This window comes from Pseudomonas syringae group sp. J309-1, from assembly GCF_032582135.1.
Classification (GTDB): Bacteria; Pseudomonadota; Gammaproteobacteria; order Pseudomonadales; family Pseudomonadaceae; genus Aquipseudomonas; species Aquipseudomonas quasicaspiana.
On the sequence record NZ_JAWHNU010000096.1, the window covers coordinates 1 to 11777 of the forward strand.

Here is an 11777-nt window from a genome sequence, read left to right on the forward strand (position 1 = left end):
TTGCCCGCGATCGCGTCAGCACAGGCAATATATTCATCGACTGACAGACCGAATCGCGGGCAAGCGCGCTCCTACAGAGTCCGTGTTTGCTGCGCGACAGCGTGGTGTCAGGGACACCGGGGCGGCTCCCACAGACTGCATTTATCCAGACAGGGATGTGGCGTGCAATTCTCACAATGACCACAGCCCTTGTGGGAGCAGAGCTTGCTCGCGACAAGGCTGAACACGATTCACTTTAGATCGCGTCCATGCCTATCGGGAGCAGCCTGCTCCCACAGTCCGAATTTCAGGCAAAAATCCCGTCAAGGCTTCATCCCTGAACCCTACCTGAACAAGAACCCGAATCCGATCCAGGGCGAAAAAACAACTATACGCATTCAATAATGAGTATCATTATGTTACGTATTGTTTCAGGTATGACTCTTTTTGGTGGCCCTGAAGCAGATCAGCCTAACGCATTAACCCTGGTGAAACATGCTCGTTCCTTTTTTGATCATGCTGCGCGAAGGGATTGAAGCCGCGCTTATTGTTGGCATCATCGCCAGTTACCTGAAGCAGACCGGCCGTGGCGAGTGGATGCCCGCCGTGTGGATTGGTGTCTTCCTGGCAGTCGCCCTGGCGCTGTTCGTCGGGGGTGGTCTGGAACTGGTCAGTGCTGAATTCCCGCAAAAACAACAGGAATTGTTCGAAGGCATCGTCGGTCTTTTAGCCGTGGCGATCCTCAGTTCCATGGTGTTCTGGATGCGCAAAGTCGCGCGTTCTATCAAGCATGCTTTGCACGAATCTCTCGATGCCGCTCTGGCTGGCTCGAAAAACCAGACCTATGCGCTGATTGCCATGGTGTTCTTCGCCGTGGCCCGCGAAGGGCTGGAAACCGTGTTCTTCCTGCTAGCCGTTTTTCAGCAGAGTGAAGGCGCCAGCGCGCCGCTGGGTGCCCTGCTCGGCCTGATCCTCGCGGTTGCCGTGGGCTTCGCCATCTACAGCGGCAGCATGCGTTTGAACCTGAGCCTGTTCTTCCGCTGGACCGGGTTGTTCATCCTTGTGGTGGCGGCTGGCATTTTGGCCAACTCGGTGCAGGCGCTGCATGAAGCCGGAGTCTGGAACCACCTGCAAACCGTGGTCTTCGACATCAGCGCCACGTTGCCGATGGACGGACCAACCGGCTCGGTACTGGCGGGCATGTTCGGTTATCAGGATGCGCCCACCATCAGCACCCTCAGTGCTTACCTGATTTACCTGATCTTCGCGCTTGTTCTGTTCTTTATGCCCCACGCTCGGGTGGTGAGTTTGCCCACCCGACCGGCGCATTCGCATCCCTCTTCCGCTACAAACGAATAAGGCAACTCATGTCGAATCGTCCTACAGGGCTTTCAGATAAAGCCAAGCCACCTCGCGCCTTGAAATTGGCTGTCGCAGGCTCCGTGGTGCTCATGATCGCTGCAGGCGGGCTGTTTTATTACGCCTCGCAAACCGCCATGAAAAAGCGCGCCGCCAATAACAATGCGGAAACCGTGGTGACCATTCATGGCCACGCCTGCGAGCCGAATACGCTCACCGTGCCGGCTGGCAAGAACGCCTTTCGTATCGTCAACCGCTCCGAACGGGCTGTTGAATGGGAAATTCTCGATGGCGTTCTGGTGATTGAAGAACGGGAAAACATTGCGCCGGGCCTCAGCCAGGTGATCAACGCCAACCTGCAACCCGGCGACTACGCGATTACTTGCGGCCTGTTGAGCAACCCGCGCGGGACGCTGCATGTAACGCCGACTGCCGAGTCGGAGGCCAGTGCCAAGGCGCGCCCTTCGATGGTTGCTTTCATCGGTCCGCTGTCCGAATACCGGGTTTACCTGAGTACCCAGGGTTCAGCGCTGATCAAGGCGGTTAACGCCCTGCAGGACGCCATTGCGGCGGGCGATCTAAGCGCGGCACAGGCAGCTTATCTTCCGGCCCGGGCGGCCTATCAGCGTATTGCCCCCGCAGCCCAGCGTCTGGCCGAGCTGGATAACGCAATCAACGCCCGCGCCGACTATTACGAAAAACGTGAGCAGGACCCAGGCTTCAGCGGTTTCCATCGCATCGAGTACGGCCTTTTTGACAAGCACAGCGTCGACGGTCTGCTGCCTGTCGCGCAGCGTCTGCAAGCCGATGTCACCACGCTGAAGCAGCAGTTGCTGGCGCAGAACATGGCGCCTGAACAACTGGCCAGCGTCATCGCCCGCAACATGCGCGGCCTCGCCGAAATCCGCAGCAACGGCGAAGAGGAGCGTTACAGCCACAGCGATCTGAACGGCTTCGTTGCCAACCTTGAAGGCACTCGCAAAGTCATCGACCTGCTGCGCCCGATGCTGGCCAAAAGCGCCAAGCCGCTGCTTGAGCAGATCGATGCCGCCGCCGCTGCGCTGGACACCGAATTGAACGGGCTGAGCACGGACAGCGGCATGCGCCCTTATGACCAGGTGGATGCCGTGCAACGCAAGTTGATTGCCGATAAGGCCAAAGCACTGGCGGATGCGCTGGACGGGATAGACCAGGCGCTGGGTTTGTCTGGCCTTTGATTTTATGTGGGAGCAGAGCTTGCTCGCGATAAGACTGGACGCAGTTCACTTTAGATCGCGTGACCTTTATCGCGAGCAAGCTCAGCTCCCACAAAGAACTCGCGACCGATCTCCCCGTTACCAAACAACTGATTTTTGAGCGAAGTAAACAGCCATGAACGACTCAGACAACAGCAACGCCCCACAATCCGCTCAACGCCGTCGAGTGCTGCTAGGCCTCGGTGCTGCGGGTGCGGCTTTGGCGGGTAGCAGCCTGAGCGGCAACGTATTGGCCGCCGCTCCGGCACAAGTCACCGAAGCGCCAAACAGCGAAAAGACCGCTGACCATAACGAATTCCACGGCACCCACCAGACCGGAATCGTCAACCCGCGTCCGGCGTCCGGCATGCTGGTGGCCTTTGATGTGCTCGCCGCTGACCGGGAAGATCTGGAGCGTCTGTTTCGCACGCTGAACGAGCGCATCACGTTCTTGATGACCGGCGGAACAGTGCCCCAGATTGATCCGAAGTTGCCACCTGTGGACTCCGGCATCCTCGGCCCGGTGGTCACGCCGGACAACCTGACCATCACGGTGTCGGTGGGTGACTCGCTGTTCGACGAGCGCTTCGGCCTCGAAAGCGTCAAGCCCAAGCGTCTGAGCCGAATGGTCGGCTTCCCCAACGATGCGCTGGAAGCGGACAGCTGCCATGGCGACTTGAGCATTCAGTTCTGCGCCAACAGCGCCGACAGCAACATCCACGCCCTGCGCGACATCGTGAAAAACCTGCCGGACCTGCTGCTGGTGCGCTGGAAGCAGGAAGGCAGTGTGCCGCCGCAAGCGCCGAAGAAACCCGGCCAGCCGCCGGAAAGCGCCCGCAACTTCCTGGGTTTCCGCGATGGTTCGGCCAATCCGGATTCCAACAACCAGAAGACCATGAACGAACTGGTCTGGGTGCAGCCGGGCAGCGACGAACCGGGCTGGGCCGTGAATGGCAGCTATCAGGCGGTGCGGATCATCCGCAACTTCGTCGAGCGCTGGGACCGCACGCCTCTGCAAGAACAGGAAGCGATTTTCGGCCGGGTCAAAACCACAGGTGCGCCCATGGACGGGAAGGTTGAAACCGATGTGCCGAACTATGCAGCCGACCCTCACGGCAAGAAAACCAGACTGGATTCCCATATCCGCCTGGCCAACCCGCGCACGGCTGAAAGCCAGCGCAACCTGATCCTGCGTCGGCCGTTCAACTATTCCAACGGCGTTAACAAGAACGGCCAACTCGACATGGGCCTGCTGTTCATCTGTTACCAGTCCGATCTCGAGAAAGGCTTCATCACCGTGCAGACCCGCCTCAATGGCGAGCCACTGGAGGAATACCTCAAACCGGTGGGCGGCGGGTACTTCTTCACCCTGCCCGGCGTGATCAACGACCAGGACTTCATCGGTCGCTCACTGCTTCAGGCTTCGGCCAGCTCCGATACCAAAACTGCGTAATTGCCAACCCTTAAAGCCACCTCAACAGGAAGAGTCCCATGAAGAAGTTGCCTTTTGCTTTGCTGCTCACCGCCGGTCTGCTGCAGACCCCGGTTTTCGCCGCCACTGCGCCGCTGGACCTGGTAGGACCGGTTTCGGATTACAAGATCTACGTCACCGAACAGATCGGCGAGCTGGTCAGCCACACCCAGAAATTCACCGACGCGGTGAAGAAAGGTGACCTGGCCACCGCTAAGAAACTGTACGCGCCGACCCGCGTGTTCTATGAAGAAATCGAGCCAATGGCTGAGCTGTTCAGCGATCTGGACGCGTCCATCGACTCCCGTGTTGATGATCATGAAGCTGGCGTGAATGCTGAAGACTTCACCGGCTTCCACCGTCTGGAATACGCACTGTTCTCGCAAAACAGCACCAAGGATCAGGGCCCGATTGCAGACAAGTTGATGGCCGACGTGAAAGACCTGGAAACCCGCGTCGCCGGTTTGACCTTCCCGCCTGAAAAGGTTGTAGGTGGCGCAGCAGCACTGCTGGAAGAAGTGGCTGCAACGAAGATCTCCGGTGAAGAAGACCGCTACAGCCACACCGACCTGTATGACTTCCAGGGCAACATCGACGGCGCGAAGAAAATCGTCGACCTGTTCCGTCCGCAAATCGAGAAGTCCGACAAAGTGTTCGCTGCGAAGGTCGACAAGAATTTCGCGACCGTGGACAAGATCCTGGCCAAGTACAAGACCAAGGATGGCGGTTTCGAAACGTACGACAAAGTGAAAGAGAACGACCGCAAAGCGCTAGTGGGCCCGGTTAACACCCTGGCTGAAGACCTGTCGACCCTGCGTGGCAAGTTGGGCTTGAATTGAGTTAACCCGATCCCGTGGAATTGGGGTGGAATTGATCTAACCCAATCCTGTGGAATTGGGGAGTTTGATCTAACCCAATCCTGTGGGAGCCGGGCTTGCCCGCGATACATGAGACGCGGTTTGAAGACACACCGCGTTATCGTTTATCGCGGGCAAGCCCAGCTCTCACAGGGGTTTTGCACTCCCCTGTGAGATATCTGCCAAGCCTTATTCACGCCTTCTTGTCGTGATTGATGATCAGCTTGTAAAACGTTGCAGCCCCGCCTTCGGTGGCATACCCAGTGTTGTCCTGGGTATACACACCTGCCTTGAAATACAGCAGCTTGTCTTTCCACGTAGCATCCAGCTTGGCACCCCAAGCAAAGTCAGCCGCATTCACTGTCAGATTGCCTGCAGGCGTCAGGTGAATGCTGTAGCTGAAACGCACGTTCAATGGCACGCCTGAAGCAATGTTGATGACTTCGATTTCAGCGTCCGGGCTACGGCGGAATTTAGCGACGATGTTGCCAGTCTGCAGTTTTTCCTTGAACTGGTACTCAACCTTGAGCAGCGGCTCGGTGCTTTGGAAAGCATGAATCTGACCGATGACAATTTTGCCGGTTGAAGGCACTTGATTGACCGTGAGTGCAGCGCGCAGGAAATTGTCTGCCTGGGAGTAAGTCCAGTTGTAGACCTTGCCGTCCGCCGTCGTCTCTCGCAGTTCCGTCCGCGGGAATTTAGCGTTCTCCGTTTTGGACCCGGTTACCGGAGCCCAGAAGAACAATGTATTGCCAGAACGAAAATAACCATCCTGATAACCCTGAACCAGTTTAGGGGTATCAATAATCACGGATGGAGTGCCTACAGGAATGGAAAGGTTCCAGGTGGCGAGGTCGATCATCGCATGCTCACAAGGTGCGGCCAGCGCACCGACAAAGGTCTCTAAACCGGGCGCTTGAGCTCCCGGATGGCTTCGTCTGGCGTATCGGCTGAATCGATTTTTTTGTGAACAGGGCGCGACACTGAATTGGCGTCAATAAAACAACACACCCCTATAAAGGCCATTATTTCGATATCACGCATCAAATCAGGGCCCATGACCTCTCCTGCCCTGCAAGCATCATCAAATATGGAAACTGCGAAATGAGAACCACGTCAGTTTTTTGGACGTGCGTCCCGTAACTGCTGATTTACAGTTGAAAAAACAAAAATAAATGCCGACCAGCGGTATGAAAATAATCAAAACGGATGGCACTTTTCCGATTTATCCCTGTCAGTCCGCCTGACTTTTCCATGATTTTTAGCGCATCCGCTCCTCGAACCGCTGGGCACTTCGGGCTTGACTGTAAGACTTTGTTACAGGATTATAGTTAGCAAGCTAATTATGTTGTCACGAACAATATCCTCGCTAACTAATTTCCCGGTTTCAGTTATGTCCCTCGATTCACTGCAGATGAGCATCAGCAGCGGCATGGTCGCTTCGTCCCGACAATGGCGGCGGATCTGCCACAACACGCTGGTGCGCTATGGTGTTTCCGAAGCTTGCGCTGCGCCGCTGCTGATGATTCTGCGGCTGGGCGACGGGGTGAATCAGGTCACGGTGGCCCACGCAGCGGGCATGGAAAGCCCGACGCTGGTCCGCCTGCTCGACCAACTGTGCAATGCCGACATCGTCTGCCGCACCGAAGATCCGTCGGATCGCCGGGCCAAATCCCTGAGCCTTACCGAAAATGGTCGCGTGCTTGCGCTGGCCATTGAAGATGAACTGCTGCGCTTGCGTCGCGAGGTGCTCAAAGGGGTGGCGAAGGAAGATCTCGAAGCAACGTTGCGCGTGTTTAAAGCCTTCAGCGATGCCGCCAATCAAGACAGCACGGGGTCGCTTTGAAAGACTTTTTCGCAGGCGTGCCCCCGGCGCGTGACTGGTTCTATGGCGTCCGGACCTTCGGTGCGTCCATGCTGGCGCTGTACATCGCGCTGCTCATGGAAATGCCCCGGCCCTACTGGGCGATGGCGACGGTGTATATCGTCTCCAGTCCGTTCGTGGGTCCGACCAGCTCCAAGGCGCTGTATCGTGCAATCGGAACACTCACGGGTGCAGCGGCGTCAGTGTTCATCGTGCCGATGTTCGTCCAGACGCCGTTTCTGCTCGCCATCGTGATCGCCCTCTGGACCGGCACACTGCTGTTTCTGTCGCTGCATCTGCGCACCGCCAACAGCTACGCGTTAATGCTGGCCGGTTACACCATGCCGCTGATCTCCTTCCCGGTGGTGGACAACCCCCAGGCGGTGTTTGAAATCGCCGTATCGCGTACCGAAGAGATCTTTCTCGGCATCGTCTGCGCAGCCGTGGTCGGCAGTATTTTCTGGCCGCGCCGCCTGGCGCCGGTCATGCAGGGCTCGGCAGATAAGTGGTTCAGCGATGCCTCGGCCTACTGCGACCGCTTTCTGTCACGCAGCGCCAATGCTGAAGAAGTCGGCACCCTGCGCAGTTCAATGGTTGGTACCTTCAATACCCTTGAACTGATGATCGGCCAGTTACCTCATGAAGGCGCCCGCAAACAAACAGTTCGCAACGCAAAAGAGCTGCGCGGCCGCATGATCCATCTGCTGCCGGTGATCGACGCGCTGGATGACGCTTTATGGGCATTGGAGCGGCGCACGCCAGAACTGGTCGCCAATCTCGCGCCGCTGTTGATCGAGACGCGCGCCTGGCTGGAAAACACTGCCAGCGGCCTGCAGACAAAACAATGGGAAACGCTGCATGGCGAACTGGATCGCCTGCAACCCGGCGCCGCTCAGCTCGATGATCGCCGTCAGTTGCTGCTGTCCAACGCGCTTTACCGCCTGGGTGAATTCATTGATCTGTGGCAGGACTGCCGCACCTTGCAGCACGCGATCAAGACTGACGACCAGACCCCGTGGCGCGCCGTTTACCGGCATTGGCGACTGGCGCGCATTACGCCGTTTCTGGATCGCGGGCTGATGCTTTATTCGGTGATGACCTCAGTGCTGGCGATCATCGTCGCTTCGGTGCTGTGGATTCTGCTCGGCTGGACCGACGGTGCCGCCGCAGTGGCATTGGCGGCCGTGTCGTGCAGTTTCTTCGCGGCCATGGACGACCCGGCTCCGCAGATTTACCGGTTCTTCTTCTGGACCATGCTGTCAGTCGTCTTCGCCAGCCTGTACCTGTTCGTGGTCCTGCCCAACCTGCATGACTTCCCGATGCTGGTGCTGGCCTTCGCGGTCCCGTTCATCTGCGTCGGTACCCTGACCGTGCAGCCGCGCTTCTACCTGGGTACCTTGCTGACCATCGTCAACACCTCGTCCTTCGTCAGCATCCAGAGCGCCTACGACGCGGATTTCCTGAACTTCATCAACTCCAACCTGGCCGGTCCGGTGGGCCTGCTGTTCGCATTCATCTGGACCCTGATCATGCGTCCGTTTGGCGTCGAACTGGCGGCCAAGCGCCTGACCCGCTTCAGCTGGCGCGACATTGTTGCCCTGACCGAACCCGCGACACTCGCTGAACATCGGGCAATGGGCGCACAAATGCTCGACCGTCTGATGCAACAACTGCCGCGTCTGACCATCACTGCGCAAGACACCGGCATTGCCCTGCGCGTGGCGCTGAATCTACTGGACATGCTGGCCTGGTTACCAAGGGCGCACGCGGGGCAACAGCTGTTGCTGCGCCAGGTGGTCGAAGAAGTCGGCAGCCACTTCCAGGCCTGCCTGAAAGCCGGTGAACGCCTGCCAGCGCCCAAAGGCATGTTGATGACCATGGACCGCGCACGCCGCGCCCTGACCGTTGAACTGCTGGGCGAAGAACCGGCCCGCCTGCATCTGCTGCATGCCTTGAGCGGCCTGCGCCTGGCCCTGTTGCCAGGCGTGGAAGTCGTCAATGCCGCGACCGAAACCGAAGAATTACCGCCCCACGGCCTCGACGGAGCGTCCCTATGATTGGCGATCTGGACATCAGCGGGGTCTTCGTACCCACGTTTCTCGCGCTGATGGGCATCACCTATTTACTGTTTCTCGGGGTCCACGCGGTGTTATCGCGTACCCATTTCTACCGTCTGGTCTGGCACCGGGCATTGTTCAACGTAGGTCTATACGCTTTGTTGCTCGGCGCCGTGGATACTCTCAGTCGATACCTGATGAAATGAAAAAACCTCTGCTTACATTGGGCCGCGTGGTCCTGACTCTGCTGGTCGTGACCTTCGCCGCCATCGTGGTGTGGCGCATGGTCATGTATTACATGTACGCCCCCTGGACCCGCGACGGGCACATCCGCGCCGACATCGTGCAGATCGCGCCGGACGTGTCCGGGCTGATCGAAAAAGTCGACGTCGGCGACAACCAGTTGGTCAGCAAAGGCCAGGTGCTGTTCACCATCGATCAGGACCGCTTCCGCCTCGCGTTGCGCCAGGCGAAGGCGACGGTTGCCGAGCGTCAGGAAACCTGGGAACAGGCCCGCCGCGAGAACAAGCGTAACCGTGGCCTCGGCAATCTGGTGGCCCGCGAGCAACTGGAAGAAAGCCAGTCCAGGGAAGCCCGCGCCCTCTCCGCCTTGCAGGAATCCCAAGTGGCGGTGGATGCCGCCCAATTGAACCTGGATCGCTCGGTGATCCGCAGCCCGGTAGACGGCTACCTCAACGACCGCGCACCCCGCGCCCACGAGTTCGTTACCGCGGGTCGACCTGTGTTGTCGGTCGTCGACGGCGCTTCATTTCACATCGATGGCTACTTCGAAGAAACCAAGCTCGACGGCATTCATATCGGGCAAGGCGTGGACGTCCGGGTGATCGGCGACAACGCCCGTCTGCGGGGCCACGTCGTGAGCATCGTCGCCGGTATCGAAGACCGCGACCGCACCAGCGGCTCCAACCTGCTGCCCAACGTCAATCCGGCGTTCAGTTGGGTACGTCTGGCCCAGCGCATTCCGGTGCGCATCGCCTTCGACGAAGTGCCGGACAACTTCCGCATGATCGCCGGGCGTACCGCCACCGTGTCGATCATCGAAGACAGTCAGGCAATTCACACAGAGGAGCCCGGCAAATGACACACCTTACGCGCCTGACGGCAACAGTCGGGCTTGGCTTGCTGCTGTCGGCGTGTCAGATGGTCGGCCCCGATTACCAACTGCCCAAGGACGCCGCGATCAATCGCCCGGACCTGCAGGGCGAGTTGGCCGGGGAATCGGTCAACACGATTTCTGCGCCCGTGCCATCTGACTGGTGGCGCCTTTATCAGGACCCACATCTGGATCAACTGGTGCAGCAGGCCATGGCCTCCAACACCGACCTGCGCATCGCCGCCGCCAACCTGCAACGCGCCCGCTACCAGACCTCTGAAGCTGAAGCTGCGGGCGGTTTTACCACCAGCGCCAAAGCCGGTGCCCAGCGCCTTCAAGAGTCTGGCGAAGCGTTTTTGCTGTCCGAGAAAGTCCCGGTGGGTAACGTTGGGGATCTGGGTATTACTACGTCGTACCAGTTCGATTTGTTCGGCACGCTGCAACGGGGCATCGAAGCGGCCAACGCCAACGTTGATGCTGCTCAGGCAGCGGCCGACACCGCACGCATCACCTTGGTGGCTGACGTGGTTCGCGCTTATACCCAGGTCTGCGCCGCCAACGAAGAGCACGACATCGCCATGGAGTCGCTGAGCCTGCAAAAGCAGAGCGTCAGCCTGACCCAGCGTTTGCGTGACGCCGGGCGTGGTGATGAAACTCAGGTAACGCGCTCGGAAACCCAGTTCAAATCCCTGAGCGCTGAACTGCCGCGTTACGAGGCCTTGCGTCAGACCGGTCTGTATCGTTTGTCGATGCTGCTGGCCAAACCGCTGGATCAATTACCGGCGGGCGTGAGCACCTGTAATGAGTTGCCGCATATCGCGCAGGTGATGCCGGTGGGTGATGGCGCAGCACTGCTCAAGCGCCGCCCGGATGTGCGTCAGGCGGAACGGCGTCTGGCAGCATCGACCGCTGAAATTGGTGTGGCGACGGGTGAGTTGTACCCGGACATCAGCATTGGTGCGACCGTCGGCACCGTGGGGCTGCTGGAAAATCTGGGCAAGCCGGTGGCCAATCGCTGGGGCTTTGGTCCGTTGATTAACTGGACTGTACCGTCGAACGGCGCTCGGGCCCGGATTCACGAGGCCGAGGCTTCGAGCCAGGCGGCATTGGCGCGCTTTGATGGTGTGGTGCTGAATGCGATACGGGAAACCCAGACCGGTCTGGCGCAATATACGGCGCTGTTGCAACGCCGTGATGCGCTGACCGATGCGGCGCAATCTGCGGAGCAGGCTGCGGATCAGACGCATCGCTTCTTCCAGGCTGGACGGGCTTCGTTTCTGGCTGATTTGCAGGCAACCCGGACTTATACGGATGTGCGGGCGCAGTTGGCGGCGGCCAATACGCAAGTGGCGATGGGGCAGATTGATCTGTTTCTGGCGTTGGGTGGGGGTTGGGAGAGTAGCGGCTCGGCGCCTAAGCCCTGAGTGTTGCGGCTTGTGTACATATCCATTACCGCGGTGATGCGGATATTGGTTGCGCTTTTACAGCGCGTCACTTTTGAACATCCGGAAGCCGGCCCAGACAAAAGTAAGCAAAACGCTCTTGCCCCACCACTCGGCACCTCGCTGACGCTCGGTGTACCCGCCCACAGATCCTGAACCGTGGGCCGCCGCAACGGGCCATCCATGGCCCAATGCGGCTAACCCGGCATCCTTGCCGGGTTGCCCACGCTCCAGAATCTGCGTTCGGCCAGCGTGGTTTAACGGGGCGCCTAAAATCAAAAGCAGATCAAAAGCAAAGCGAATACGGCGGGATCGCCTCGGCCCGGTACAGACTGTGTGAAAACCCTCAGACAAAAACAAACTGCGCGCGCTCACGTGAAATCTTTAAAAGTTTGTGTG

At 58.8% G+C, this 11777-nt stretch carries 11 protein-coding genes; 9 read left to right on the forward strand and 2 right to left on the reverse strand.

What is annotated here, in order from left to right; translation table 11 throughout:
• Positions 1 to 474: 474 nt before the first annotated feature.
• From efeU to efeO (RX972_RS28295), 4 genes are all read left to right on the forward strand, one after another.
• Positions 475 to 1338 (forward strand): iron uptake transporter permease EfeU, encoded by an 864-nt coding sequence (gene efeU, locus RX972_RS28280; RefSeq protein ID WP_027902478.1) that lies wholly within the window; start codon positions 475 to 477, stop codon positions 1336 to 1338.
• An 8-nt stretch (positions 1339 to 1346) separates the two neighbouring features.
• Positions 1347 to 2555, forward strand: a complete 1209-nt coding sequence (gene efeO, locus RX972_RS28285; protein ID WP_316880527.1) for an iron uptake system protein EfeO — start codon at positions 1347 to 1349, stop codon at positions 2553 to 2555.
• Between the two features lie 154 nt (positions 2556 to 2709).
• Complete coding sequence (gene efeB, locus RX972_RS28290; protein ID WP_122396724.1) at positions 2710 to 4026, forward strand: iron uptake transporter deferrochelatase/peroxidase subunit; 1317 nt, start codon at positions 2710 to 2712, stop codon at positions 4024 to 4026.
• A 38-nt stretch (positions 4027 to 4064) separates the two neighbouring features.
• Positions 4065 to 4883, forward strand: a complete 819-nt coding sequence (efeO, locus tag RX972_RS28295; protein ID WP_027902481.1) for an iron uptake system protein EfeO — start codon at positions 4065 to 4067, stop codon at positions 4881 to 4883.
• Positions 4884 to 5094: 211 nt separating this feature from the next.
• On the opposite strand, the gene RX972_RS28300 is transcribed toward efeO (RX972_RS28295), so the two are convergent.
• Together RX972_RS28300 and RX972_RS28305 are read right to left on the reverse strand one after the other, a co-directional pair.
• Entirely contained in the window at positions 5095 to 5763 is a 669-nt protein-coding gene (locus tag RX972_RS28300; protein ID WP_095099420.1) for a polysaccharide lyase family 7 protein, read from the reverse strand.
• A gap of 41 nt (positions 5764 to 5804) precedes the next feature.
• The gene (locus RX972_RS28305; RefSeq protein ID WP_231668097.1) at positions 5805 to 5960 is read right to left on the reverse strand and encodes a hypothetical protein; all 156 of its coding nucleotides are present in this window, start codon (positions 5958 to 5960) and stop codon (positions 5805 to 5807) included.
• A gap of 334 nt (positions 5961 to 6294) precedes the next feature.
• On the opposite strand from RX972_RS28305, the gene RX972_RS28310 reads away from it, so the two are divergent.
• The 5 genes from RX972_RS28310 to RX972_RS28330 are packed head-to-tail and all read left to right on the forward strand — an operon-like array spanning position 6295 to position 11360.
• Entirely contained in the window at positions 6295 to 6747 is a 453-nt protein-coding gene (locus RX972_RS28310) for a MarR family winged helix-turn-helix transcriptional regulator (protein WP_099267251.1), read from the forward strand.
• The gene (locus RX972_RS28315; protein ID WP_316880533.1) at positions 6744 to 8822 is read left to right on the forward strand and encodes an FUSC family protein; all 2079 of its coding nucleotides are present in this window, start codon (positions 6744 to 6746) and stop codon (positions 8820 to 8822) included. The genes RX972_RS28310 and RX972_RS28315 overlap by 4 nt, the downstream gene beginning before the upstream one ends.
• A complete protein-coding gene (locus tag RX972_RS28320) occupies positions 8819 to 9028 on the forward strand; it encodes a DUF1656 domain-containing protein (protein ID WP_027902485.1) in 210 nt (69 codons plus the stop codon). The genes RX972_RS28315 and RX972_RS28320 overlap by 4 nt, the downstream gene beginning before the upstream one ends.
• On the forward strand, positions 9025 to 9924 hold the full coding sequence (locus tag RX972_RS28325; protein ID WP_316880536.1) for an HlyD family secretion protein: 900 nt from the start codon (positions 9025 to 9027) through the stop codon (positions 9922 to 9924). The genes RX972_RS28320 and RX972_RS28325 overlap by 4 nt, the downstream gene beginning before the upstream one ends.
• Positions 9921 to 11360 (forward strand): efflux transporter outer membrane subunit, encoded by a 1440-nt coding sequence (locus tag RX972_RS28330; protein WP_316880538.1) that lies wholly within the window; start codon positions 9921 to 9923, stop codon positions 11358 to 11360. Before RX972_RS28325 ends, RX972_RS28330 begins: the two co-directional genes overlap by 4 nt.
• Positions 11361 to 11777: the final 417 nt, after the last annotated feature.

Coding starts and splice junctions, on each gene's coding strand:
- efeU (WP_027902478.1), top strand. CDS start 475: ATGCTCGTTCCTTTTTTGATCATGCTGCGCGAAGGGATTGAAGCCGCG.
- RX972_RS28330 (WP_316880538.1), top strand. CDS start 9,921: ATGACACACCTTACGCGCCTGACGGCAACAGTCGGGCTTGGCTTGCTG.
- efeB (WP_122396724.1), top strand. CDS start 2,710: ATGAACGACTCAGACAACAGCAACGCCCCACAATCCGCTCAACGCCGT.
- RX972_RS28325 (WP_316880536.1), top strand. CDS start 9,025: ATGAAAAAACCTCTGCTTACATTGGGCCGCGTGGTCCTGACTCTGCTG.
- RX972_RS28300 (WP_095099420.1), bottom strand. CDS start 5,763: ATGATCGACCTCGCCACCTGGAACCTTTCCATTCCTGTAGGCACTCCA.
- efeO (WP_027902481.1), top strand. CDS start 4,065: ATGAAGAAGTTGCCTTTTGCTTTGCTGCTCACCGCCGGTCTGCTGCAG.
- efeO (WP_316880527.1), top strand. CDS start 1,347: ATGTCGAATCGTCCTACAGGGCTTTCAGATAAAGCCAAGCCACCTCGC.
- RX972_RS28320 (WP_027902485.1), top strand. CDS start 8,819: ATGATTGGCGATCTGGACATCAGCGGGGTCTTCGTACCCACGTTTCTC.
- RX972_RS28305 (WP_231668097.1), bottom strand. CDS start 5,960: ATGGGCCCTGATTTGATGCGTGATATCGAAATAATGGCCTTTATAGGG.
- RX972_RS28310 (WP_099267251.1), top strand. CDS start 6,295: ATGTCCCTCGATTCACTGCAGATGAGCATCAGCAGCGGCATGGTCGCT.